This is a genomic window from Corynebacterium accolens (assembly GCF_023520795.1).
GTDB classification, from domain to species: Bacteria; Actinomycetota; Actinomycetes; order Mycobacteriales; family Mycobacteriaceae; genus Corynebacterium; species Corynebacterium accolens.
This window is the reverse complement of the sequence record NZ_CP046605.1, coordinates 1,998,364-2,022,289: the sequence shown is the minus strand read 5'-3', so window position 1 is coordinate 2,022,289 and position 23,926 is coordinate 1,998,364. Positions and strand designations below refer to the sequence as shown.

Here is a 23,926-nt window from a genome sequence, read left to right as displayed (position 1 = left end):
GTGTGGATGCTTTCAGGCGAGGGGTGAATTAGGAGATCTAAAAGTCAACACGCTAATATAGAACGACGTTGGGCCTTTAGCTCAGTTGGTAGAGCTACGGACTTTTAATCCGCAGGTCGTGGGTTCGATCCCCACAGGGCCCACATCAGGAGCCGCCTTCGGGCGGCTCCTTTTCTAGTTTTTTACGAGCTTCTTAATGGCGTGCATAGCCTCCGCTAGCTTCTCCTTAGCCACCTCGCCGTCCTCGGCCGCCGCACCGGCCACGCAGTGCTCTATATGGTCCTCTAAGAGCGCCAGAGAGACGTTCTCTAGTGCGGAGGTCACCGCGGAGATTTGGGTGATGATATCGATGCAGTACTGGTCCTCATCGACCATGCGGTGAATCCCGCGCGCCTGGCCTTCGATGCGCTTTAGGCGCGCCAGATAACGCGCTTTGCTCTTACTATCGGCGTTGTATCCGTGTACATCCGGCTCGTGGCAGGAACAGGTTTTCTGCTGCTCAGACATGGTAAAAACTCCTTCTGGGGGAGCGATTTTGTTTCTTGGTGATGTCTCCAGTATATTTCTAGAAGTCGCCAAGAAGCGACTGGCCCCCATCGTCTAGCGGCCTAGGACACTGCCCTTTCACGGCAGCGGCACGGGTTCGAATCCCGTTGGGGGTACCAACACTTTCGTGTTGGTTCTAAATAATTTCTCATTTGGCCTTGTGGCGCAGTTGGTTAGCGCGCCGCCCTGTCACGGCGGAGGTCGCGGGTTCAAGTCCCGTCAAGGTCGCATTCTGAACAGTACACGCTTCGGCGGGTGCTGTTCTTTTTTGGTTTTAGGCCGCTGTGTGGTGGTGCCACCTTGATGCAGGGGCATCGGCAAGCGCGGGAAAACCGCCTTTGTAGTGCTGATTTGTGTTGTTTCTAGACTGCTGTGTAAAGTAACTACCCGTGCCCAAGAGGCATACAAAACTGAAAATGGCCTTGTGGCGCAGTTGGTTAGCGCGCCGCCCTGTCACGGCGGAGGTCGCGGGTTCAAGTCCCGTCAAGGTCGCGGAAACCTTCGGGTTTCTGGCCAGATAGCTCAGTCGGTAGAGCACACGCCTGAAAAGTGTGGGGTCGCCAGTTCGATCCTGGCTCTGGCCACAACTATGGTCCCTTCTTATTATCAAGGAGGGGCCATTTTTGGTTTAATGGGGGACATGGAAAAAGCAATTTCTCATCAGTCCGATTTGTCCCGTTTCGTGCTCACCGTTGATGGTGTGGAGGCAGGAATCTGCGAGTACGTAGATTCCGGTGATACCCGCGAATTTAATCACACGGTCATCGGGGATGACTTCCGCGGCCAGGGCTTATCCTCCCCGCTGATTAAGGCGGCCCTCGATGAAACCCGGGAGGCCGGCATGAAGGTCATCGCCACCTGTTCCGCAGTGGCGCACTTTATGGACAAGAACTCCGAATACCAGGATCTGCTGCGCGGTTAAGCACAGCAAAAAGCGGCCCACATAAGCCTGTGGGCCGCTTTTAGTCTATTTAGATGTAGTAGTCCGGATCCACGAGTTTGACCCGCTCATGCCTATTTGAAGGCCGGTTTTGGGCGGGGATACCCACGGCGATGTGATCGGCCGGGACGTCCTTCGTCACCACGGCATTGGCGCCGATGGCGGAACCAGCCCCGATGGTGATGGGGCCTAAGACCTTGGCGCCTGCGCCGATGGTGACGTTATCTTCCACCGTGGGGTGGCGCTTGGTCTGGGTGAGCACCTGACCGCCGAGCGTCACGCCGTGGTAGAGCATGACGCCATCGCCAATTTCCGCGGTTTCGCCGATGACAATGCCCATCCCGTGGTCGATAAAGAAGCGGCGACCGATGGTTGCACCAGGGTGGATCTCGATGCCGGTAAAGAAGCGGTTAATTTGGGCCAGGATGCGCGCAGGGCCCCGCAGGCCGCGCTTCCATAGCCAGTGGGAGACGCGGTGAGACCAGATGGCGTGCAGGCCGGAATAGACGATCGCGTTCTCAACGTCGCCGCGGGCAGCTGGGTCATGGTCGCGGGCATTGGCTAAATCTTCGCGGATATATTTAATAATGCTCATGCGGACTATAGTACTGGTCACAAAAAGGCACCCGCCAAGCTTGACGGGTGCCTTTTATTCATGGACTAGGTTGCGGGGCTAATTATGCCTCGCGAATGTCCTCAAAAAGAACGGTGGAAACGTAGCGCTCACCAAAGTCTGGCAGGACAACGACGATGGTCTTGCCCTCGAACTCGGGGCGCTCAGCCAGCTTCAGTGCGGCGGAGAGGTTTGCGCCGGCGGAAATACCAACCAGCAAGCCCTCTTCGGTAGCTAGGGCGCGGGAGAGCTTGATGGACTCCTCGAGGGAGGCGGTCAGTACCTCATCCAGCTGCTCGCGGTTGAGCACGTCCGGCACGAAGTTGGCACCCAGGCCCTGGATCTTGTGCGGGCCTGCCTGGCCTTCAGACAGGACAGGGGAGTCAGCCGGTTCAACGGCGGCGAGGTAGACGTCTGGGTTCTTGGACTTCAGGTAGCGGCCTGCACCGGTGATGGTGCCGCCGGTGCCGACGCCAGCGACGAAGGCATCGACATTGCCCTCGGCGTCTTCCCAGATCTCCGGGCCGGTGGTGGACTCGTGGATCTTGGGGTTGGCCTCGTTAGCGAACTGGGAAGCCAGGATGGCGTTGCCGCGCTCGGCGACGATCTCGTTGGCCTTGTCAACCGCACCCTGCATGCCGGCAGCGCCCGGGGTCAGGATGATTTCTGCACCGTATGCGCGCAGCAGCACCTTGCGCTCGTTGGACATGGTCTCTGGCATGGTGAGGACCACGTCATAGCCCAAGGTCGCACCAGCCAGTGCCAGGGCAATGCCGGTGTTACCGGAGGTAGCCTCAACGATGGTGCCGCCCGGCTTCAGGTCGCCGGACTCCTCGGCGGCCTTGATGATGGCCAGACCGATGCGGTCCTTCACGGAGTTACCAGGGTTAAAGGACTCTACCTTGGCCAGCACGGTGGCGCCCTTGCCCTCTGCTAGGCGGTTGATGCGGATGAGCGGGGTACCGCCGATGGTCTCCAGGACATTGTTATAAATAGCCATTTATTAAGACTCCTTTGGGAATCAGATTCGCGGTCAAATCAGGTACAAGCGTAAGGATACACTATTTAAGTAGACAGAGTGGTATATTTATTGCAGACAGCCTATTCGGGCATGGAATGTGGGATTCACCGCTGGGGAAACAAAGAGGCGATTTCGAATTACCCCCACTTGCTGTCTATAATTCCACGTAGTTACCCGCTGGTCCCCAAGTTTTCGGGGATATCGGGTGCACCTGCTTGGTTACCCCCGACGAGGAAAGAGTCTCATGGAGTCGCATCGCCTCAAAGATGATGAAGAATCCGTACGCGCGGCACTGTCGTCCCTCAAAACCGCCACCGGAATCCCGGTGACGATGTACGCGACATTATTGGCGGATAACCGCCTGCAAATTACCCAGTGGGTGGGCCTGCGTACGCCGGCGCTGCAGAATCTGCTTATCGATGCCGGCGTGGGCGTCGGCGGGCGCGTGATTACCACCCGCCGCGCGGTGGGCGTATCGGACTACACGCGGGCTACCACCATTTCCCACGAGAACGACAGCGTCATTCAAGACGAAGGCCTGCACTCGATCGTGGCCGTGCCCGTTACTGTGCAGCGTGAAATCCGCGGAGTGCTCTACGTTGGCGTGCACTCCCCGGTGCGCTTGGGAGATAAGGTCATCGAGGAAGTAACGATGACGGCCCGGACCCTGGAGCAAGACCTTGCGGTCAATTCCGCGATGCGCCGCGCCGATGGCGGAAAGGGAGGCGCTTCCCGCGGTCACGCCATGAACGGTGCGGAATGGGAACAGGTTCGTTCCACCCACTCCAAGCTGCGCATGCTAGCCAACCGCGTCGAGGACGAGGAATTGCGCAAGGAACTTGAGGCACTCTGCGATCAGATGGTTTCTCCGGTGCGCGTGAAGCAATCAACCAAGCTGTCCGCCCGCGAGCTCGATGTCCTTTCCTGCGTGGCGCTCGGCCACACCAATGTCGAAGCGGCAGAAGAAATGGGCATTGGCGCCGAAACCGTGAAATCCTACCTGCGCTCCGTGATGCGCAAGTTGGGGGCGCATACTCGCTACGAAGCCGTCAATGCAGCCCGCCGGATCGGCGCGTTGCCCTGATTACCGGTAGCGTAGAAACCTGTGAAAGATCAGTTTATTGTTTCCGGCGGTGCCCGCCTTGCAGGTACCGTCAAAGTAGATGGCGCCAAAAACAGCGTCCTTAAGCTCATGGCCGCCGCATTGTTGGCGGAGGGGACGACGACGCTGACCAATTGCCCAGAGATTCTGGACGTACCTTTGATGAAGAAGGTGCTCGAAGGTTTGGGCTGCGAGGTGACAATCGATGGCAGCACCGTTCGCATCACCACCCCCGCGAAGCCGCAATCGAACGCGGACTTTGATGCGGTTCGCCAATTCAGGGCATCGGTATGCGTCCTAGGCCCACTGACCTCGCGCTGCGGGCATGCCAAGGTAGCGCTGCCCGGCGGTGACGCCATTGGCTCCCGCCCGCTCGATATGCACCAGACCGGCTTGGAAAAGCTCGGCGCTACCACGCGCATTGAACACGGCGCCGTGGTGGCTGAGGCCTCCGAGCTTCGCGGCTCCACCATCCGCTTGGACTTTCCTTCCGTTGGTGCGACGGAAAACATTTTGACCGCCGCCGTCTTGGCCGAAGGCACCACCGTCCTCCACAATGCCGCCCGCGAGCCGGAGATCGTGGACCTGTGCGAGATGTTGAAATCCATGGGTGCCAATATCGAGGGCGAGGGCACCTCTGAGGTCACCATCCACGGAGTCGAGCGGCTCAATCCCACGGAGCACGAGGTCATCGGTGACCGCATCGTGGCCGGCACTTGGGCTTATGCCGCCGCCATGACGCAAGGCGATATCACCGTCGGCGGCATTGCCCCGCGCCACCTGCACCTTCCGCTGGAAAAGCTGAAGTCCGCCGGTGCGGATATTGAAACCTATGAAAACGGCTTCCGCGTGCGCATGGAAAAGCGCCCCACCGCGGTGGATTACCAGACGTTGCCTTTCCCAGGCTTTCCGACGGACCTCCAACCCATGGCCATCGGCATTTCCGCCATCGCCGAAGGAACCACCGTGATCACGGAGAACGTCTTTGAATCCCGGTTCCGCTTCGTTGACGAGATGCTGCGCCTGGGTGCCGATGCCCAAGTAGATGGCCACCACGTGGTGGTGCGCGGTAAGGAACATCTTTCTTCTACGCACGTGTGGAGCTCCGATATTCGCGCCGGAGCCGGCCTGGTCCTCTCCGCGCTGTGCGCAGACGAAGCCACGACCGTTCACGATGTCTTCCATATTGACCGCGGCTATCCCCACTTTGTGGAGAACCTTTCGCGGCTTGGAGCCACCATCGAAAGGACGCAGGAAGAAGAACTCTTCTAAATTAACCTCTCCCCAGTACGCATTTTTACGGTGTGTGCTGGGGATTTGTGTGTTTTTCGGGGTTGGGTGTAACTTTATCGAAGTCGCCGAGAGGTAGCCGGTTGGTTACTTGTTTGTGACTTTGTGTACTGACTTGGCTCGAGGATTTGACTTGGTTCAGGTTGTTGGGTAAGTTGGTACGAGCCGCCGCTGAGAGGTTAACGTTTGGTTAATTTTCTTGTGGTGTGTGGATGTTGTTTGAGAACTCAATAGTGTGCCAATGTACTTATTTTTTATTTTTGTGTGCATGGTTGTGTGTTGATTGGTCTGTTGGCCGGCAAGCCTAGTGTGCTTGTTGGTTGGTGTGTGCCGGTAAGGTGTTGGAATACGCATCTTTTTGAATACTGTTTAGTGTTTCGGCTGCATTGATGGATTGGTTGGCATGTGATTGTGTTCAACTTTTTTGTCTCCCTTTTTTGTGCCCCGTCGGGTTGGGGAGGCAGTTTATTTTTCTTTGTAGTAATTTTTGGACGCCAGCATGGGCCTGCTTTTGTGGGTTTGTGGTGGTTTGTTCTTTTGGTTAGGTTTGGGCTTTTCACGGCCTTTTCAGGATTTTGTTGTTCTGAAATTCTTTTTGTGGAGAGTTTGATCCTGGCTCAGGACGAACGCTGGCGGCGTGCTTAACACATGCAAGTCGAACGGAAAGGCCCTGCTTGCAGGGTACTCGAGTGGCGAACGGGTGAGTAACACGTGGGTGATCTGCCCTGCACTTCGGGATAAGCTTGGGAAACTGGGTCTAATACCGGATAGGAACCATCTTTAGTGTGGTGGTTGGAAAGTTTTTTCGGTGTAGGATGAGCTCGCGGCCTATCAGCTTGTTGGTGGGGTAATGGCCTACCAAGGCGGCGACGGGTAGCCGGCCTGAGAGGGTGTACGGCCACATTGGGACTGAGATACGGCCCAGACTCCTACGGGAGGCAGCAGTGGGGAATATTGCACAATGGGCGCAAGCCTGATGCAGCGACGCCGCGTGGGGGATGAAGGCCTTCGGGTTGTAAACTCCTTTCGCTAGGGACGAAGCTTTTTGTGACGGTACCTAGATAAGAAGCACCGGCTAACTACGTGCCAGCAGCCGCGGTAATACGTAGGGTGCGAGCGTTGTCCGGAATTACTGGGCGTAAAGGGCTCGTAGGTGGTTTGTCGCGTCGTCTGTGAAATTCTGGGGCTTAACTCCGGGCGTGCAGGCGATACGGGCATAACTTGAGTGCTGTAGGGGTAACTGGAATTCCTGGTGTAGCGGTGAAATGCGCAGATATCAGGAGGAACACCGATGGCGAAGGCAGGTTACTGGGCAGTTACTGACGCTGAGGAGCGAAAGCATGGGTAGCGAACAGGATTAGATACCCTGGTAGTCCATGCCGTAAACGGTGGGCGCTAGGTGTGAGGGTCTTTCTACGACTTTCGTGCCGTAGCTAACGCATTAAGCGCCCCGCCTGGGGAGTACGGCCGCAAGGCTAAAACTCAAAGGAATTGACGGGGGCCCGCACAAGCGGCGGAGCATGTGGATTAATTCGATGCAACGCGAAGAACCTTACCTGGGCTTGACATACACCAGATCGCTGCAGAGATGTAGTTTCCCTTTGTGGTTGGTGTACAGGTGGTGCATGGTTGTCGTCAGCTCGTGTCGTGAGATGTTGGGTTAAGTCCCGCAACGAGCGCAACCCTTGTCTTATGTTGCCAGCATTTGGTTGGGGACTCATGAGAGACTGCCGGGGTTAACTCGGAGGAAGGTGGGGATGACGTCAAATCATCATGCCCCTTATGTCCAGGGCTTCACACATGCTACAATGGTCGGTACAACGCGCTGCGACACTGTGAGGTGGAGCGAATCGCTGAAAGCCGGCCTTAGTTCGGATTGGGGTCTGCAACTCGACCCCATGAAGTCGGAGTCGCTAGTAATCGCAGATCAGCAATGCTGCGGTGAATACGTTCCCGGGCCTTGTACACACCGCCCGTCACGTCATGAAAGTTGGTAACACCCGAAGCCGGTGGCCTAAACGTGTTAGGGAGCCGTCGAAGGTGGGATCGGCGATTGGGACGAAGTCGTAACAAGGTACCCGTACCGGAAGGTGCGGGTGGATCACCTCCTTTCTAAGGAGCTTTTATTTTGGCTGCAGTTGCAGCCATGACCCACAGTTGTGGGTTGTCCACTGTTGTTTGATGGTGGGTTGGTGGTTGAGTAGGCGAGTGTTCTGCTGCCACCGATGTTTGGAAATTCCGGGTAGGACATACACCTTAATCAGCAGGGTCTAAGTGTTGAGACAGTGCTTTGTGACATGCGTAAAAGTGTCCATGCATACAGGAAGTAAAGTTGATTGGTAAGTCGTTGGTGCATTGTTGGGTGTCTGGGGCATTATCCCCCTTTTGTGTGTGCCTGACTAGTTGATGCATGCCGTGTGTTGTGTGGTGTGTGTTGCTGGTTGGGGTGTTGTGTGAGAACTGTATAGTGGACGCGAGCATCTCACATGATGCCGCCTGCTTTTGTGGGTGGTGTCTTGTGTGTGTGATGTGATTTTTCTTTTTGTTTATTTTGTCAAGTTCACTTGTTGCTGCCACATGCTGGCTGCATGGCTTCGTGTTGTGTGGTTTGTGTGTGGTGGTTGGTGTGTTCGTTATTTAGGGCGCATGGTGGATGCCTTGGCATGCTGAGCCGATGAAGGACGTGTAAGGCTGCGTTAAGCCTCGGGGAGTTGTCAATAAAGCGTTGATCCGAGGATGTCCGAATGGGGAAACCTGGCCCTGGTTATGTGGGGTTACCCTTCAGTGAATTCATAGCTGTTGTGGGGGTTACGCGGGGAAGTGAAACATCTCAGTACCCGTAGGAGGAGAAAATAATAATGATTCTGCTAGTAGTGGCGAACGAACGTGGATGAGGCTAAACCGTGTGCATGTGATACCTGGTAGGGGTTGTGTGTGCGGTGTTGTGGGGCCTGATTTTGTGTCATCTACCAGTGGCACGCCCTTTTTTGCATTGTTGTTAGGTGAAGTGGTTTGGAATGGCCCACCGGAGTAGGTGAGAGTCCTGTAGCTGAAGATGATGATGTGGGGGTTGTTGGGTTCCCGAGTAGCAACGGGCTCGTGGAATCTGTTGTGAATCTGCCGGGACCACCCGGTAAGCCTAAATACTCAGTGTGACCGATAGTGGATAGTACCGTGAGGGAATGGTGAAAAGTACCCCGGGAGGGGAGTGAAATAGTTCCTGAAACCATGTGCTTACAATCCGTCAGAGCACTTTTTATTGTGTGATGGCGTGCCTTTTGAAGAATGAGCCTGCGAGTCAGCGGCATGTCGCGAGGTTAACCCGTGTGGGGTAGCCGTAGGGAAACCGAATCCTAATGGGGTGATAAGTGGCATGTCCTGGACCCGAAGCGGGGTGATCTACCCATGGCCAGTGTGAAGCAGCTGTAAGAGGTTGTGGAGGCGCGAACCCACGTAGGTTGAAAACTGCGGGGATGAGCTGTGGGTAGGGGTGAAAGGCCAATCAAACTCCGTGATAGCTGGTTCTCCCCGAAATGCATTTAGGTGCAGCGTCGTATTAGCTTGGTGGAGGTAGAGCGACTGGTTGGTTGAGCGGGACTACAATCTTAGCAATGTCAGCCAAACTCCGAATGCCATCAATTGTGTTGTGCGGCAGTGAGACTGTGGGGGATAAGCTTCATAGTCGAGAGGGAAACAGCCCAGATCGCCGGTTAAGGCCCCTAAGGGTGTACTAAGTGGAAAAGGATGTGGGATCGCGAAGACAGCCAGGAGGTTGGCTTAGAAGCAGCCATCCTTGAAAGAGTGCGTAATAGCTCACTGGTCGAGTGGTTCTGCGCCGACAATGTAGTGGGGCTCAAGTACACCGCCGAAGCCGCGGCAAGCAACAATTTTTTGTTGTTTGGGTAGGGGAGCGTCGTGCATGGGTGGAAGCGTTACCGTGAGGAGGCGTGGACTGTGTGCGAGTGAGAATGCAGGCATGAGTAACGAATTGTAAGGTGAGAATCCTTACCGCCGGATGACTAAGGGTTCCTGGGTCAAGTTCGTCTTCCCAGGGTGAGTCGGGACCTAAGGCGAGGCCGACAGGCGTAGTCGATGGATAACCAGTTGATATTCTGGTACCCGTACATGTGCGCCCATGATAAAGCACGGATACTAACCACTGCGGATACGCTACCTTGGCACTTTTTTGAGTGTTGGTGGTGTTGATGTCGTGGGGCCTGATGTGTGGTTCAAGTGATGGGGTGACGCAGTGAGGTAGCCGCGCCACTTAGTGGATTGGTGGTGTAAGCGTGTAGGCCGTGTGGTAGGTAAATCCGCCACACATATAGGTTGAGGCGTGATGCGTAGACCCTATGAGGGTTGATGGTGGTGATCCTGTACTGTCGAGAAAAGCCTCTAGCGAGTGTGTGTATGGCCCGTACCCTAAACCGACACAGGTGGTCAGGTTGAAGATACTAAGGCGTTCGGGTGAACTGTGGTTAAGGAATTCGGCAAAATGCCCCCGTAACTTCGGGAGAAGGGGGGCCCTGTGATGTGAAGACCCTTGCGGTTGGAGTGTTGTGGGGTCGCAGAGAATAGAGGGAAGCGACTGTTTATCAAAAACACAGGTCCATGCGAAGACGTTAAGTTGATGTATATGGACTGACGCCTGCCCGGTGCTGGAAGGTTAAGAGGACCGGTTAGTAGTCTTTTGGCTGCGAAGCTGAGAATTTAAGCCCCAGTAAACGGCGGTGGTAACTATAACCATCCTAAGGTAGCGAAATTCCTTGTCGGGTAAGTTCCGACCTGCACGAATGGCGTAACGACTTCTCTGCTGTCTCGACCACAGGCCCGGTGAAATTGCATTACGAGTAAAGATGCTCGTTACGCGCGGCAGGACGAAAAGACCCCGGGACCTTCACTATAGCTTGGTATTGGTGTTTGGTTCGGTTTGTGTAGGATAGGTGGGAGACTGTGAAACCGTCACGCTAGTGGTGGTGGAGTCGTTGTTGAAATACCACTCTGATCGGATTGAGCATCTAACCTTGGCCCATGATCTGGGTTGGGGACAGTGCCTGGTGGGTAGTTTAACTGGGGCGGTTGCCTCCCAAAATGTAACGGAGGCGCCCAAAGGTTCCCTCAGCCTGGTTGGCAATCAGGTGGTGAGTGTAAGTGCACAAGGGAGCTTGACTGTGAGACAGACATGTCGAGCAGGGACGAAAGTCGGGACTAGTGATCCGGCACCTACTTGTGGATGTGGTGTCGCTCAACGGATAAAAGGTACCCCGGGGATAACAGGCTGATCTTCCCCAAGAGTCCATATCGACGGGATGGTTTGGCACCTCGATGTCGGCTCGTCGCATCCTGGGGCTGGAGTAGGTCCCAAGGGTTGGGCTGTTCGCCCATTAAAGCGGCACGCGAGCTGGGTTCAGAACGTCGTGAGACAGTTCGGTCTCTATCCGCCGCGCGCGTTGAAACTTGAAGAAGGCTGTCCCTAGTACGAGAGGACCGGGACGGACGTACCTCTAGTGTGCCAGTTATCCCGCCAGGGGTATCGCTGGTTGGCTACGTACGGAAGGGATAACCGCTGAAAGCATCTAAGCGGGAAGCCTGTTTTAAGATGAGGTTTCTTTTGAGGTCCCCTAAAGACTATGGGGTAGATAGGCCAGACTTGGAAGCACTGTAAGGTGTGAAGGCTACTGGTACTAATTGACCAAAACAAACACACCACAACAACCCAAACACCATGTGGTTTAAGGGAAGTTGAAGAGTGTTCTTGTTTAGCGAGTAAACAAACAAAAATACACATTATCGTGTGTGTCGCGTCCACTATGCAGTATCTGACACAACACCACACACAGTGGGTAGTGTTCTGATAGGTTTGTCGGTGGTTCATAGCTGCAGGGAAACGCCCGGTCCCATTCCGAACCCGGAAGCTAAGCCTGTACGCGCTGATGGTACTGCAACCGGGAGGTTGTGGGAGAGTAAGTCACCGCCGACACCAAACAACAAAACAACAAAATAGTGATTCTGGTAGTCCCCGAAACACCAACCACCCTGATTCGTTGGGGTGGTTGGTGTTTCGGGGACTACTTGGTGTTTTACCCCCGCTTGTATTTGCGACGTGTACACTGTCGAGCTGGGGGAATGCGTGGTAGGTGTCGTGGTTTTACCCCCTACTGTCAGGTGTGGTGGATAGGGTGAATGCGTGTTAGACGAAAACACATTCGACACTTTTGAGGGTGTAGTACACCCCGGGGGATACGGTTACGATGACAAGTAGCACACCACCAGCTACCACCAGGCACGAGCCAGTAGGCGACACCACGCCGGGGAATACCCGTAAAGCCGGCGAGCCACTGGACTACGACACCAACACTGATCCTGATACCAACACTGATCCTGATTACGACTCTGATGGTGAGGCTGAGGGGGAGGTACCGGTAGTCTTTTATGCCACCAACACCCCAGACAATCCTATTGCCGCAGCTGGAGCACACGCCCGGAAGAACTCCTGGTTTTTCTACCAGTCACTGTTGCCAGACCTCGACGACGACGTGGACTTGACACTGACCAGCCTGGCTAAAGACCTAGGCCTAACCCACAGCACCCTGTCGGGGATTATCAGGGCACACTTCCGCATGCAAGAACTACCGCTAGTGGCAGCCACGAATTCTGAGCAGTGGATCCTGGATACACCACGCCTGAGGGTTATCGACAGGGAAATAGAACGTATAGGCGACAACCACGACCACATAGGCCTAGTCGATGCCGCCCTGGCAGACTTCCTCACCCCGACAGCACCGTGCCAGCATGTACCCACAGTGGCAGAAATCCGCCGGTTTATCCGCGACTTCATCGACACCCACAATCTCACAGACGAAGACACCGACGAGGTCGAGCCCACCCTTAACGTGTCAGTGCATAACAACCGCGCCACTATCAGTCTGACGTGTGATAAAGCTACGGCCGCTATTATCGCCCGCCACATCGATTCCCAAGCCGACAATAATCAGTGTGGTGCCGGTGAGGCGCTTATCCAACTCATCCTGGATGACACGCATACGGGCCTGACCCCCGGAAAGTAGACACGACGGGGGTTAGCTATGCTGCTTGGGTCAGTGTAGCTGATGTGAGTGCTTCGAAGTCATCGGGGGCTAGAAGGTTGCACCAGGAATGCCGTCTGCGGGTGTTGTAGCGCATGCACCATCGAAAGACTTCCTGCCGGCAGATAATGGGATTATCAAAGACTTTCCGATCACGCAGAACTTCACGCTTTAAGGTGGCGTTAAATGACTCTGCCAGGGCATTATTGAAGCGTCCTGGGTTTAGTTCCTACCTCAGCTAAGGAAGGATTGAACTATGCCTAGAAAGTATTCCGTCGAGTTCAAGGAGAAGGCGGTCCATCAGATCATCGAAATGGTCCGCCTGGAGTCTTGCTCACTGCAACGCGCCTACACGGAGGTCGGTGAGCTGCTTGGAGTATCTCACCACACGTTGCGGGCTTGGTACCGTGACAGTGAGGTTACCCTCGTTTAGTGGACACCCGATTAGTGCGGATCTTGTGTCCGTAAGAGAGGATGTTCATTGTGAGTCAACAACGCCAGAAATACACGCCGGAGTACCGGCGTGAAGCCGCAAACCTAGTAATCGAGTCAGAACGCCCGATTGCTCATGTAGCGAAAGAAATTGGTGTCGCACCTGGCCTTTTAGGTCGGTGGGTGAAAAATGAGCGTCAACGCCGAGGATCCTCTGATGGGCTAAGCGAGGCTGATCTTCGTGCTGAGAACGCTCGTCTGCGTCGTGAGCTGGCAGAAGCCAAGATGGATAACGAGTTTTTGTCAAAAGCGACAGCCTTCTTCGCCGCAAAGCAACGCGATCAGAAAAGTTCGAATTAATGCAGCAGGAGAAGGCGAATTTCAGTATCAATCGCATGGCACGCCTTTTGAAGGTATCTCGGTCTGGATACTACAAATGGGCCCATATGCAGCAGCAACGCTTATCCGGTAAGGATGATCGTGCAGCATTTTACGATGATGTTGATCGCAAGATTCATCAGATCTGGAAAGACTCCAACGAGGTCTACGGTGCCCCGCGAATCACCGCAGAACTAGGTGAGCGCTACCAGATTGTTCTTAACCGCAAGACTGTGGCTAAGCGGATGCGCCTGATGGGAATTGAAGGAATTTCACCGCGTGCCTTCGTCCCAGCGACAACGATTCAATCTAAACGTAAGTCGAGTCTTCCTGACCTGGTAAAGCGCATGTTTGATACCGGCGAGCTCAATCGAGTATGGATGTCAGACATTACCTACCTGCGAACCGGCGAGGGTTGGTTGTACTTATGCGCAGTTCGCGATGGTCATTCCCGCAGGGTGCTGGGCTGGGCTATGGATAGCGTGCAAGATACATTCCTGGTCGAACGAGCACTGCGGATGGCACATACACTTCCGTGGTGACGTTCCTGACGGGCTGGTGTTTCACGCCGACCGGGGAACACAATTTACCAGCGAGCAGCTCTGGGAGGTGTGCCGCAACCTAGGTGTTGCTCAGTCTGTGGGGCGTACTGGGGTGTGTTTCGATAATGCGATGGCTGAGTCGTTCTGGTCGACGCTTAAGACCGAGTTCTACGACCGGAAGCGCTGGCCAACCCGCGATGCTGCGCGTCAGGCGAGAGTGTCTAATGGTTTGTGTGTGGGAACCTAACCCGCATGAGGAGATGAACCAGAATGACTACTATGGCGAGACGAGATCCGGCTGATAAGGCCAAGATTGATGCGATTGAAAAGAAGCTGCTTGCTAACCCAGAAATCGCGAAACTGATTGATGAGCTAGGCACGTCCACCACGGATGCCAACGACCTAGTTCGGGGCATGTTGCAAGCCTCAATTACCCGGGGTTTGAATGCTGAAATGGATGCCCACCTAGGCTATGAGCCCGGCGATAGAGCAGCTAAAGCTACTGCTGAAACAGACAATCACCGCAACGGCACCTACCCGAAAACCGTGGATTCTAACTACGGGCCAGTAAACATTGATGTTCCACGAGACAGAAACGGCACGTTTGTTCCTACTATGGTGCCCAAAGGCTCCAGGCGGCTAACAGATGTTGACGATATGATTGTCAGCTTATATGCCGGCGGAATGACCATTCGGGATATCCAGCACCATATGGCTACTGCGATGCGGGTTGATATCTCCCATGAGACGATTTCGGCGGTTACAGACGCAGTCTTGGATGAGGTCATGATCTGGCAAAACCGCCAGTTAGACGAGTTCTACCCCGTGATATTCCTGGATGCGTTGCGCATTAAAGTCCGCGACGGCGGCCGGGTAGTTAACAAGTCTGCGTACATGGCAATCGGGGTGGACCTCGACGGGATCAAGCACATCCTGGGATTGTGGATCGCCAAAGAAGAAGGCGCCTCCTTTTGGGCACACGTGTGCGCCAACTTATCTAACCGTGGGGTCAAAGACGTCTTTATCGTCTGCTGTGACGGGCTGAAAGGCCTACCAGAAGCAGTGGAGGCAACCTGGCCGAACTCTATGGTACAAACCTGTATCGTGCACCTGATTCGCGCCGCGAATCGGTGGGTGTCTTACGGGGATCGCCGGGCTGTATCAGCCGCGTTGAAGAAGGTTTATACGGCTACTGATGAATCCACGGCAGAAGCAGCGTTGAAGGAATTTTCCGATTCTGAACTGGGTGTGAAGTATCCTCAGTCGGTCAAGGTCTGGCAGGATGCATGGGATAGATTCGTGCCATTTTTGCAGTTCCCACCAGCAGCAAGAAAGGTCATCTATACGACGAATTCCATTGAGTCGTTTAACAACCAATTGCGTAAAGCCACCCGCAACAGGGTGCAGTTCACCAACGATGAATCCGCGCTCAAGACGCTGTGGTTGATGATCTGCAATATTGAAGACAAACGAGCCGCAAAGAGAGCAAAGCAGGGCAAACGAGTCTCCGCGACAGCCGGCAGACTCATGGAAGGAGCCCGAGTTTCCGGCTGGAAACAAGCCATCAACCAAATGGCCGTGGCCTTTCCCGACCGCTTCGACAAATACCTATAAACCTAGCCCCACACACAAACAACTTGACACGCTCCGTCAGGCCGTTGCCTACTGGATTGAAGCCGTCTACAACCGTCGGCGCCGGCACTCCGCACTCGGGATGGTCAGCCCCGTCGATTTCGAGAACCACACCAGCCTAACCACCAGCAGAAAAGAAATAGCTGCCTAACCACTAGGTAGCTCTACTACGTGTCCACGATTTGCGGGCAACCCCAACAGCGCTTCAGTACGTGATGACTCTGACGCTTCAGGCGGCGAAACAATGGAAGAAGAGCTCAAGCGTCTGCGCCGAGAAAACCGCGAACTGAAACGAGCAAACGGGATTCTTAAGACTGCTTCGGCTTTTTTCGCAGCGGAACTCGACCGACCCACGACCAAATGATCTCTTACATCGACGCGTATAAAGATCAGTTTGGGGTCCGGGTCCATCTGCAGAGTCCTTAAACAAGCAGATCGTGGATTCATCACCTCACGCGGCTACCGCAAAGCCACCACACGTGTTCCCAGCGCAAGAGCCTTAAGCGATAGCCTGCTCATCCCAGAGATACAGCGTGTGCATGCGGAAAACTTCTCGGTCTACGGCATCCGCAAAATGTGGCACGCCATGAACCGTGAAGGCTTTCATATCGGCCGCGACAAGACCGCACGTCTGATGAAACTCGCAGGTGTTTCCGGCCGCCGACGTGGACGAACCCCTGTGACAACGATTAGCCCGAAGGCACCGGATCATCGCCCAGACCTTGTACAGCGAGACTTCCGTGCGCAGGCGCCAGGCAGGTTGTGGGTTGCCGACATTACCTACGTTCGCACCCTGTCAGGATTCGCCTACACCGCATTTGTCGTGGATGTCTACAGCCACAAAATAGTCGGTGTTGCCACCCGCTCTACGATGCGCACCGACGCGCTGCCGATGGAGGCTTTGGAGCATGCGTTAACGACTGCAGGGCGAATTCATGGAAACCAGTTAATTCACCATAGCGATCGGGGCAGCCAGTACGTGTCGTGGAAGTATTCCACCGCGCTAGCTGAGTCAGGAATCCGCCCGAGTGTGGGAACAGTCGGCGATTCTTACGACAATGCGCTAGCCGAAACAGTCAACGGTCTCTACAAGGCTGAACTGATTCATGCCCAAGGCCCGTGGACGTCGGTCGGAGAAGTCGAACTGGCCACCTTGCGGTGGGTGCATTGGTGGAACACCAAGCGGCTTCATGAAGCTTTGGACTACGCCACCCCACAGGAAGTAGAAACCGAGTACTATCTCACCCAGCCCATCAACACAGGGCCGTAAAAGAAGCGGAACTAAACCCAGGACGCTTCATGCGAAAGACACCACAGATCCACGCGCGGATTTAATGCTAGGCATTTTAGGTTCGTTTGCGGAGTTTGAGCGGGCCATTATCCGCGAACGCCAAGCAGAGGGGATTGCGCTGGCGAAAAAGGCAGGAAAGTACAAAGGCCGCAAGCCTGCTCTTAGCCCGCAGCAAGTAGCGGAGATTAAGCAGCGCACAATGGCAGGGGAGTCGAAAGCAGCCTTGGCACGGGAATTCGGAGTCACTCGCCCTACTGTGTATCGGGCGTTGAAGAACGCATAGATGCGGCGATGGGGGCGGGTGAATATACGCCCCACGGCGCTTGCCACATGGCAGGACATTTACGGTTCCAGGCACGCCTACAGGTAGCCTTACGCACATTTCCCCTCGTGGGCGGCTTTTACAAGGGCTGGCGAAGGCACGCCCCCAGGTCTCGCTAGCGTGTGGTTTTACCTGCACTTTCTCCGCCTGGGCAACGTTCACCGAATAAAGAGAAAGGGCGCCCCCACCTTGAAGAATCGGAGCTGTCGACGCCGACGATAATCGGAGCTGGACCGGTGAGAAATGTCAAGTCAGGTTCCTTCCTAAAAGGTCATGTGGTGGGCGGACGAGGTATCAGCTTGGGCGGAGACTGCAGGATGTGGTTCCCTATCAGAGGTGGACGAGTTCGATGCCTGCAAGTGCGATGCCTGTGACGAGAATGGTTGAGGCTGCGGCCAGGATGAAGGGTCGGGCTCCGACCCGGATGAGGTTGCGGATCTTCACCCCACATCCCAGTCCAAACATTGCGGCGGACAACAAAGCCGTTTGCGCGAGGCTTCCTGCGTGGATGAGGCCCTCGGGCAGGTCCAGTGTGGAACGGAGCACGATCATGACCAGGAAGCCAATGATGAACAGTGGGACGATCGCAGGACGCTTTTCATCGGGTTTGACGTTTCCTGACCGGCGTTGGCGAATGCTCAAAATCGCGACGATCGGGGCGAGCAGCAGGACGCGGGCGAGTTTGACGATGACGGCGACAGCCAGCGCCCCGCCGCCGATTATTCCTCCGGCGGCGACAACCTGAGCGATCTCGTGGATGGAGCCACCGGCCCACATGCCGTTGAGTTCAGGCTCCATGCCCAGCAGCTGGCCGAGCAAGGGAATCGCCGGAATCATGAGTGTGCCGAAGATGACCACCAAGGCCACGGCGGTGACCACGTCCTCTTCGTCTGAGTCGGTGACCCCTTCGACTCCGGCCACAGCGGCGGCGCCGCAAATAGAGAAACCACATGCTATGAGCAGAACCTGGGCGGAACGCATCTTCATCAGCCGCCCGATCAGGATGGTTCCGAAAATGCCTCCGGCCACGATGCACACGATGACCACGAGCATGGGCGCACCGAGGGAGACAATGTCTGAGAGCACCAGTTGCAGGCCCAGGAAGACGATTCCCAATCGGAGCAGCTTCTTGGAAGCCAGCGTCAGTCCCGGTGCCGTGGACTCGGGTAGGCGAACCACGTTGGTCAGGGCGATGCCGAGCACGATCGCGACGATCAGTGGGCTGACACCGGGAAGGAAGACGTTAACGGTCATCGCGATTGCCACAGCGACCGCACACAAAAGCAACCCGGGGGAATATTTTTTCAGTGCGTAGGAGCCGCGGCGGGCTGTTATGGGATCTGTCTGTTGTATTTGCGTTGACATACTTCCATACTTCACTGATCCCCGTCAGCCCGCTAGACGGCAATTTCGCATCATGGTATATGCTTTTGATATGAGCGAAGCTTGGCCGAACCTTCAAGTACTGGAACTCTTCGTTGCCGTGGTGGACGAAGGCAGCGTGGGGGCAGGCGCACGGAAAGTGGGGATGGCGCAGCCCAACGCAAGCCGAGCCATCGCGGAGCTGGAGACGGGGATGAAAACGGCTTTGCTTGAGCGCAGCCCCCGCGGTTCGGAACCGACGGCACTGGGGTTGTTGCTGGCTGTTCAAGCCCGTGAACTACTTGATGCCGGGCAACGCTTCAACGATTGGTCACGGTCTAGCCGCAGCAACGAAACGTTGGAACTTCGTGTGGGGGCCAGCATGACCATCGCAGAAACCCTGCTACCGGTCTGGCTGACAGAGTTGAAACGTCGATTGCCGCCGGTCCGCATCGAGGTGCAGGTGCTGAATTCGGCGCAGGTTCTCCAAGAAGTGCAAAGGGGCATTCTTCAACTGGGTTTCGTTGAGACCCCGAACGTTCCCATGCGGTTGAATGCCCGGGTCGTCCAAGAGGATGAGTTGCTGGTAGTTGTCGCTCCCAACCATGAATGGGCGAACCGTACGAGCAGGATCGGTTTGCAAGAGCTGGCGGAAACCCCCTTGGTTGTCAGGGAGCCTGGCTCAGGTACCCGCGAGGCGCTGCAAGAGGTGTTGGCTGGGGCCGTCACTGTCGAGCCGATGCAGGTGCTTGCCAGCAACGCCGCGGTGCGCGTTGCTGTTGCTTCCGGGGCGGGTCCTGCTGTCCTGAGCGAACTCGCCCTTCGTAGCCAGCTCGAGAGCGGGGACCTGTTGCGCGTTCCCTTTGAGGGTCAAGGGATCAGCCGCCCCCTGACGGCCGTCTGGTCAGGACCTCGACGATTGACAGGAGTCGCGGCCGAACTGGTCGCTGTGGCCGCTGCCAAACCGTAGCCGGTGGCAGCAAGTCCCGTCTTCGAAGAAGTCATCAGCATCCGTACAAGATGCTCCCCCTGTAGTCCCGAGCCCCAAGCAGTGCCCGTGCCTTGGGCGGTCTGACATGCCAACCCTTCCGGCTCAACATCGTCCGCCTCTTACCCGCAAGCCATGAATTAAATACGGGGTAGAGAGTTGTAAATAACCCGGACCGGCTGAGAATTCGGCAAGGCAGCACCTTCTTGAATCCGCATGGTTCCTCGGCCATGTGCTTTACTCTCGTCTGAGCACGAGTTTGCCTCGAGCCCTCCGGGTCTGTACTTTCGCCAGGGCAGCCAGGGCATCTGCAAACGGATAAACCTGCTCAAGCTCCAAATGAATCTCCCCTGCGGCGATCTGCTCCATGAGTTGCACCAAATCATCGAGAACGTCCATTTGATAGGGGACCCCGTTATGTGTATGCCACGTTCGGAGATGTGTGCATCTCCGGAGATCGACACCAATGTTCCACCGTCCTTCACGACGGGCAAACTTTCCGCCGAGGTGCCCGGTTGCACCGCCAAGACAGCGTCGACGCCATTGGGCATCCACTCCAGGATCTGCTCGCGCCAATGGGGGTTGCCGTAGTCAACTACCTTGTGCGCGCCGAGCGAAAGCATGTAGTCGTGATTGGGTTTCGACGCGGATGCGGCAACGTGCCATCCGCGTTGGCGTGCAAGTTGGATGGCGACCGTGCCGATCGCCCCCGAGCCACCAGCAATGAAGAGCGACCCGTCAACGGGCGCTGAACTGCAGGTTTGGCTTCCAAACGAAAAGGACGCCCCACCCGCCAAAAATTGAACTGGCCCCCGAATCAGCCCATGGGATGATGGGACACTGCGACCAGGCGGGTTACTATGTAGAAAGGTAATTTCCCATTTACAAGGAGAACACGCTTTATGACTGATGCCGCGGCACGCGCCGTTGAATTGTTTAAGCAATACGGAAGCGATGACACGGCCGTTATCGCCCTTGATCACGTTTCCATTGAGTTTGGAAAGAACCAATTCACGGCCATTATGGGCCCTTCGGGTTCGGGCAAGTCCACGTTGATGCACACGATGGCAGGGTTGGACTCTGCTACCTCTGGCTCGGCGTTTATCGGAGATACCGATATGTCCCACCTCAATGACAAGGAAATTACGGCGCTGCGCCGAGACCGCCTGGGATTCATCTTCCAATCCTTCAACTTGGTTCCCACCTTGACGGCTGCGGAAAACATCACGCTGCCGACCGATATTGCGGGCAAGGACGTCGATAAGCAGTGGTTCGAAGAAGTCACGCGTCGCCTGGGGCTGGCGGAGCGCTTGGAGCACCGTCCGGCGGAGCTGTCTGGTGGTCAGCAGCAGCGTGTGGCCTGTGCTCGCGCCTTAGTGTCGCGGCCGGAGATTATTTTTGGCGATGAGCCTACGGGTAACTTGGACTCCAATTCTTCGGCCGAGGTATTGGATATTCTGCGCACTGCGGTGGACCAGGATAACCAGACTGTGGTCATTGTGACGCACGATGCTAAGGCGGCATCGTACGCCGATCGCGTTGTTTTCCTTGCTGATGGCAAGCTCGTTAACGAACTGCAGGATCCAACGATGGAGGCCATTCACAATGTAATGGCAGAGATTGAGGGTTAAATGGCACGCGGAAACGCAATGCGCAGGGTATCCGTGCGCAATATTTTGGCGCATAAATTGCGCCTTGGCCTGACAATTCTGGCGGTGGTTTTGGGCACCGCCTTTATTGCTGGCTCTTTCATGTTCACTAACTCATTGAAGGCCACTTTTGATTCTGCGGTGGATAACCAATTCCGCGGGGTAGACGCGGTGGTCAGTGAGAACGATGACAGCGACCAGAAGCTGGATGAAGGGCTGCGCAAGCAGCTGCTTGATGATGATGACGTTAAAAACATCAACGTCGCTGACTCGCAGACTGTGGTTGTTGCCGATGAAAACTCGGAGGCCTTCCAAACCCAAAGCGGTACTGCGAGCCTCGTGCCGTACTATTCCGCGGATAAAACCGTCGGTGGCGCGAGCGAACTCACGGAAGGCGATGAGCCAAAGGCCAAAGATGAGGTAACGATCAATTCGTCCGCTGCGGAGAAATACGATATCTCCGTTGGTCAGAAGCTTTTGGTGGTTCATCCGGATAGCCAGGATGAGGTTAAGGTTACGGGCATCGTGGAGCCGCCGGTGGAGCAGGGCGATAGCATCGAACTGCGCATGGACGAGTCGGATTACCTAGAACGCTTTGGTGATCCCTCCCAGCTGAAGGTCTCTGCCGCCGATGGTGTGGATGCGAATGCGCTTGTCGATGACCTCAATGACAAATTTGACATCAAAGCCGAGTCAGGTGAGCGCCTTGCAGAGCAGACCAGTGAGGCAATGACCGAGGCATTGAAGTTCGTGAACTACTTCCTCGTTGCCTTTGGTCTGATCGCCTTGTTGGTGGGCACGTTTATTATTGCCAATACGTTCTCCATGATCGTGGCCCAGCGCATCAAGGAGTTCGCGCTCTTGCGTGCTTTGGGCGCGTCGCGCCGCCAGATCACCAATTCTGTTGTGGTGGAATCCGTCATTGTGGGCGTTCTGGGATCCATCGTCGGTGTCGTTGCCGGCGTGGGATTGGTCGCCGTGATCAAGGCGGTTATGGGCGCCAACGGTATGGACATTGGCGGTGGCCTGGGCCTGAGCGTTTCCGCCGTGGTAGTTCCGATCATTTTGGGCACGATTGTCACTGTGGTCTCCGCATGGGCTCCGGCGCGGCGCGCGGGTGCCGTGGAGCCGGTTGAAGCGATGCGCACGACGGAATCGGCCTCCGGTTCTTCGCTGAAGGTCCGCACGATTTTCGGTGCGATCCTCATGATTGGCGGCATTATTGCGGCTTTTGCGGGCGTGCTTAGCGATGCCGAAACGAACGTCCGCGCCATCCTCGTCGGCCTCGGAGCCGTCGGGGTGATTATCGGTTTCTTCCTGGCAGGGCCGGCGCTCTCTTTGCCGCTGGTGCCAACGCTGGGTAAGGCAATTGGGGCGCCTTTCGGGTCCATCGGCAAACTGGCCGCTACCAACTCGCGGCGTAACCCGCGCCGCACTGCCGCCACGGCCTTTGCCCTGACCTTGGGCGTGGCATTGGTCACGAGCATCGGCATGCTGGGCCAGACAATGAAGGCTTCCATCTCGGATACGGTGGACCAAACTATTACGTCGGACTACATCTTGTCCGGTCCAAGCTCCGGAAGCTTCCCGACGCCGAAGGAAACCGGCGAGCGTGCCGCAGAGGCAGACGGTGTGGATAAGGTCATTACCGTTGGCTCGGCACCGGTTGCCGTGGACGGTCAGGCCTCCTTGGACTTTGCCGGTGGTTTGTTTACCGTGACGGTGGATGCTGACCCCACCTCGATGCTGGCGATGAACATGGTGGAAGGCGATGCCAATATTGAAGGTGGCTTTGCCGCCACGGAAGACTTTGCCAAAGAAAATGGCTGGAAGGTAGGAGAGACCTACGAGGTTACCGGCAGCAAGCCGGGCAAAACTGCGGAAGCCAAACTGGTCGGTACCTTTGAGCCCATCGAGACCATTCAAAATATGGTGGTTTCGCAGGACGTGGCAGAAGAAGTTGCCGCTGACGGAGAATTCTCTGTGCAGATGGTGGGCGTATTAGGTAAAGAAGGCTACGACAAGGAAGAGCTACGCCAGAACCTCGAGGATGCCGTCAAGGATCTCGTGGTGGTGCAGGTCAACACCGGTAAGGAATATGCGGGTCAGGCCGCTGGCTTCATCGACCAGATGCTGGCCATTCTCTACGGTCTTCTCGCACTCGCCGTGATCATTGCCGTGCTGGGCATTGTCAATACCTTGACCTTGGGTGTTATCGAGCGCCGCCAGGAGATTGGCATGTTGCGTGCGGTGGGTACGCAGCGCCGCCAAATCCGCCGGATGATCACGCTGGAGTCGGTGCAGATTTCGCTCTTTGGCGCAATCATGGGCATCCTCATCGGCCTCGGCTTGGGCTGGTCCTTCATCGAGATCCTGAATGACCAAGGCCTTGGCGGTGCCGAGGTTCCGTGGGGCATGCTGGTGATCATGCTGCTGGGATCCGCGGTTGTGGGCGTCATCGCAGCGGTATGGCCATCGCAACGCGCGGCAAAGACCCCGCCGCTGGAGGCGATTGCGGATTAATGCTTGGACATCCAGCCCTTGACCGATATTAGGAAGTTTCAGCTCGTCGTCATAGCACGGGAACCATGGGTGCTTTTCGGGCTGGAACTTCTTTTTGCTTGCCACCGGATCCAGGTACAGCCCTCTGCGTTCGTTCCATAACTTCGGCCAACGGCAGGTCCAGAAAGAAGTTCACACAGAGAAGTCGTAGGGGCACTGTAGCTAGGGGCG

At 55.9% G+C, this 23,926-nt stretch carries 17 protein-coding genes, 5 tRNA genes, 3 rRNA genes and 4 pseudogenes; 22 read left to right on the top strand and 7 right to left on the bottom strand.

Translation table 11 applies throughout. The features are described 5' to 3' along the window. Positions 1 to 70 precede the first annotated feature (70 nt). Positions 71 to 143 (top strand) — tRNA-Lys (locus tag CACC_RS09670). Positions 144 to 174: 31 nt separating this feature from the next. Here the strand turns inward: CACC_RS09670 and CACC_RS09665 are convergent. Then, complete coding sequence (locus tag CACC_RS09665) at positions 175 to 507, bottom strand: metal-sensitive transcriptional regulator (RefSeq protein ID WP_005279633.1); 333 nt, start codon at positions 505 to 507, stop codon at positions 175 to 177. A gap of 82 nt (positions 508 to 589) precedes the next feature. Here CACC_RS09665 and CACC_RS09660 point away from each other — a divergent pair. The 5 genes from CACC_RS09660 (at position 590) to CACC_RS09640 (ending at position 1,468) form a co-directional block, all read left to right on the top strand. Beyond that, a tRNA-Glu gene (locus CACC_RS09660) sits at positions 590 to 665 on the top strand. 35 nt (positions 666 to 700) lie between these two features. Then, positions 701 to 774, top strand: a tRNA-Asp gene (locus CACC_RS09655). 190 nt (positions 775 to 964) lie between these two features. Beyond that, positions 965 to 1,038: transfer RNA gene (locus tag CACC_RS09650), tRNA-Asp, on the top strand. Positions 1,039 to 1,057: 19 nt separating this feature from the next. Continuing rightward, positions 1,058 to 1,130 (top strand) — tRNA-Phe (locus tag CACC_RS09645). A 56-nt stretch (positions 1,131 to 1,186) separates the two neighbouring features. Beyond that, positions 1,187 to 1,468: a GNAT family N-acetyltransferase gene (locus CACC_RS09640; RefSeq protein ID WP_167530828.1), complete on the top strand. Its 282-nt coding sequence runs from the start codon at positions 1,187 to 1,189 to the stop codon at positions 1,466 to 1,468. A 49-nt stretch (positions 1,469 to 1,517) separates the two neighbouring features. On the opposite strand, the gene epsC is transcribed toward CACC_RS09640, so the two are convergent. Both epsC and cysK read right to left on the bottom strand, forming a co-directional pair. Next, entirely contained in the window at positions 1,518 to 2,081 is a 564-nt protein-coding gene (gene epsC / locus CACC_RS09635) for a serine O-acetyltransferase EpsC (RefSeq protein WP_005279637.1), read from the bottom strand. Between the two features lie 82 nt (positions 2,082 to 2,163). Beyond that, on the bottom strand, positions 2,164 to 3,099 hold the full coding sequence (gene cysK / locus CACC_RS09630; protein WP_005279639.1) for a cysteine synthase A: 936 nt from the start codon (positions 3,097 to 3,099) through the stop codon (positions 2,164 to 2,166). A gap of 265 nt (positions 3,100 to 3,364) precedes the next feature. On the opposite strand from cysK, the gene ramA reads away from it, so the two are divergent. From ramA to CACC_RS09600, 6 genes are all read left to right on the top strand, one after another. Then, a complete protein-coding gene (ramA, locus tag CACC_RS09625; RefSeq protein ID WP_005279642.1) occupies positions 3,365 to 4,204 on the top strand; it encodes an acetate metabolism transcriptional regulator RamA in 840 nt (279 codons plus the stop codon). 21 nt (positions 4,205 to 4,225) lie between these two features. Beyond that, complete coding sequence (gene murA, locus CACC_RS09620) at positions 4,226 to 5,494, top strand: UDP-N-acetylglucosamine 1-carboxyvinyltransferase (protein ID WP_005279643.1); 1,269 nt, start codon at positions 4,226 to 4,228, stop codon at positions 5,492 to 5,494. Positions 5,495 to 6,106: 612 nt separating this feature from the next. Continuing rightward, positions 6,107 to 7,624: ribosomal RNA gene (locus CACC_RS09615) — 16S ribosomal RNA — on the top strand. A gap of 514 nt (positions 7,625 to 8,138) precedes the next feature. After that, positions 8,139 to 11,219: ribosomal RNA gene (locus CACC_RS09610) — 23S ribosomal RNA — on the top strand. Between the two features lie 155 nt (positions 11,220 to 11,374). Then, positions 11,375 to 11,492, top strand: a 5S ribosomal RNA gene (gene rrf / locus CACC_RS09605). The 16S, 23S and 5S rRNA genes sit together here, the layout of an rRNA operon. Positions 11,493 to 11,763: 271 nt before the next feature. Beyond that, positions 11,764 to 12,579, top strand: coding sequence for a hypothetical protein (locus tag CACC_RS09600; protein WP_005280352.1), 816 nt, complete (start codon positions 11,764 to 11,766; stop codon positions 12,577 to 12,579). Positions 12,580 to 12,595: 16 nt separating this feature from the next. Here the strand turns inward: CACC_RS09600 and CACC_RS09595 are convergent. Continuing rightward, a pseudogene (locus CACC_RS09595) lies at positions 12,596 to 12,805 on the bottom strand (integrase core domain-containing protein); the annotation flags it as partial. A 48-nt stretch (positions 12,806 to 12,853) separates the two neighbouring features. Between CACC_RS09595 and CACC_RS09590 the strand changes: the two are divergent. The 7 genes and pseudogenes from CACC_RS09590 to CACC_RS09565 all read left to right on the top strand — a co-directional run. Continuing rightward, a pseudogene (locus CACC_RS09590) lies at positions 12,854 to 13,012 on the top strand (transposase); the annotation flags it as partial. Between the two features lie 68 nt (positions 13,013 to 13,080). Beyond that, positions 13,081 to 13,389, top strand: a complete 309-nt coding sequence (locus CACC_RS09585) for a transposase (RefSeq protein WP_023023793.1) — start codon at positions 13,081 to 13,083, stop codon at positions 13,387 to 13,389. After that, on the top strand, positions 13,389 to 13,949 hold the full coding sequence (locus tag CACC_RS09580; protein WP_005280359.1) for an IS3 family transposase: 561 nt from the start codon (positions 13,389 to 13,391) through the stop codon (positions 13,947 to 13,949). The genes CACC_RS09585 and CACC_RS09580 overlap by 1 nt, the downstream gene beginning before the upstream one ends. After that, complete coding sequence (locus CACC_RS11755) at positions 13,849 to 14,196, top strand: integrase core domain-containing protein (protein WP_430733302.1); 348 nt, start codon at positions 13,849 to 13,851, stop codon at positions 14,194 to 14,196. The genes CACC_RS09580 and CACC_RS11755 overlap by 101 nt, the downstream gene beginning before the upstream one ends. A 32-nt stretch (positions 14,197 to 14,228) precedes the next feature. Beyond that, positions 14,229 to 15,563: an IS256 family transposase gene (locus CACC_RS09575; protein ID WP_249852936.1), complete on the top strand. Its 1,335-nt coding sequence runs from the start codon at positions 14,229 to 14,231 to the stop codon at positions 15,561 to 15,563. A gap of 247 nt (positions 15,564 to 15,810) precedes the next feature. Further along, positions 15,811 to 16,851, top strand: a pseudogene (locus tag CACC_RS09570) (IS3 family transposase); the annotation flags it as partial. After that, complete coding sequence (locus CACC_RS09565; RefSeq protein WP_255342555.1) at positions 16,820 to 17,155, top strand: recombinase family protein; 336 nt, start codon at positions 16,820 to 16,822, stop codon at positions 17,153 to 17,155. The pseudogene CACC_RS09570 and the gene CACC_RS09565, both read left to right, overlap by 32 nt. Before the next feature lie 369 nt (positions 17,156 to 17,524). Here the strand turns inward: CACC_RS09565 and CACC_RS09560 are convergent, their stop codons facing one another. Next, positions 17,525 to 18,559 carry a YeiH family protein gene (locus CACC_RS09560; RefSeq protein ID WP_005277667.1) on the bottom strand — a complete coding sequence of 345 codons (1,035 nt, stop codon included), beginning with the start codon at positions 18,557 to 18,559 and terminating at the stop codon, positions 17,525 to 17,527. A 70-nt stretch (positions 18,560 to 18,629) separates the two neighbouring features. Here CACC_RS09560 and CACC_RS09555 point away from each other — a divergent pair, with 70 nt between their 5' ends. Then, positions 18,630 to 19,526, top strand: coding sequence for a LysR family transcriptional regulator (locus tag CACC_RS09555; RefSeq protein ID WP_034654218.1), 897 nt, complete (start codon positions 18,630 to 18,632; stop codon positions 19,524 to 19,526). Between the two features lie 255 nt (positions 19,527 to 19,781). Here CACC_RS09555 and CACC_RS09550 read toward each other — a convergent pair whose 3' ends face one another. Beyond that, on the bottom strand, positions 19,782 to 19,943 hold the full coding sequence (locus tag CACC_RS09550; protein ID WP_023023751.1) for a zinc-binding dehydrogenase: 162 nt from the start codon (positions 19,941 to 19,943) through the stop codon (positions 19,782 to 19,784). A gap of 62 nt (positions 19,944 to 20,005) precedes the next feature. Beyond that, positions 20,006 to 20,527: pseudogene (locus CACC_RS09545) on the bottom strand (zinc-binding dehydrogenase); the annotation flags it as partial. On the opposite strand from CACC_RS09545, the gene CACC_RS09540 reads away from it, so the two are divergent. Together CACC_RS09540 and CACC_RS09535 are read left to right on the top strand one after the other, a co-directional pair. Then, a complete protein-coding gene (locus CACC_RS09540; protein ID WP_005277682.1) occupies positions 20,447 to 21,175 on the top strand; it encodes an ABC transporter ATP-binding protein in 729 nt (242 codons plus the stop codon). The pseudogene CACC_RS09545 and the gene CACC_RS09540 sit on opposite strands and share 81 nt — an antisense overlap. Next, positions 21,176 to 23,716, top strand: a complete 2,541-nt coding sequence (locus CACC_RS09535) for an ABC transporter permease (RefSeq protein ID WP_005277684.1) — start codon at positions 21,176 to 21,178, stop codon at positions 23,714 to 23,716. Positions 23,717 to 23,926 lie beyond the last annotated feature (210 nt).

Coding starts and splice junctions, on each gene's coding strand:
- CACC_RS09665 (WP_005279633.1), bottom strand. CDS start 507: ATGTCTGAGCAGCAGAAAACCTGTTCCTGCCACGAGCCGGATGTACAC.
- CACC_RS09640 (WP_167530828.1), top strand. CDS start 1,187: ATGGAAAAAGCAATTTCTCATCAGTCCGATTTGTCCCGTTTCGTGCTC.
- epsC (WP_005279637.1), bottom strand. CDS start 2,081: ATGAGCATTATTAAATATATCCGCGAAGATTTAGCCAATGCCCGCGAC.
- cysK (WP_005279639.1), bottom strand. CDS start 3,099: ATGGCTATTTATAACAATGTCCTGGAGACCATCGGCGGTACCCCGCTC.
- ramA (WP_005279642.1), top strand. CDS start 3,365: ATGGAGTCGCATCGCCTCAAAGATGATGAAGAATCCGTACGCGCGGCA.
- CACC_RS09600 (WP_005280352.1), top strand. CDS start 11,764: ATGACAAGTAGCACACCACCAGCTACCACCAGGCACGAGCCAGTAGGC.
- CACC_RS09580 (WP_005280359.1), top strand. CDS start 13,389: ATGCAGCAGGAGAAGGCGAATTTCAGTATCAATCGCATGGCACGCCTT.
- CACC_RS11755 (WP_430733302.1), top strand. CDS start 13,849: ATGGTCATTCCCGCAGGGTGCTGGGCTGGGCTATGGATAGCGTGCAAG.
- CACC_RS09575 (WP_249852936.1), top strand. CDS start 14,229: ATGGCGAGACGAGATCCGGCTGATAAGGCCAAGATTGATGCGATTGAA.
- CACC_RS09560 (WP_005277667.1), bottom strand. CDS start 18,559: ATGTCAACGCAAATACAACAGACAGATCCCATAACAGCCCGCCGCGGC.
- CACC_RS09555 (WP_034654218.1), top strand. CDS start 18,630: ATGAGCGAAGCTTGGCCGAACCTTCAAGTACTGGAACTCTTCGTTGCC.
- CACC_RS09550 (WP_023023751.1), bottom strand. CDS start 19,943: ATGGACGTTCTCGATGATTTGGTGCAACTCATGGAGCAGATCGCCGCA.
- CACC_RS09540 (WP_005277682.1), top strand. CDS start 20,447: ATGACTGATGCCGCGGCACGCGCCGTTGAATTGTTTAAGCAATACGGA.
- CACC_RS09535 (WP_005277684.1), top strand. CDS start 21,176: ATGGCACGCGGAAACGCAATGCGCAGGGTATCCGTGCGCAATATTTTG.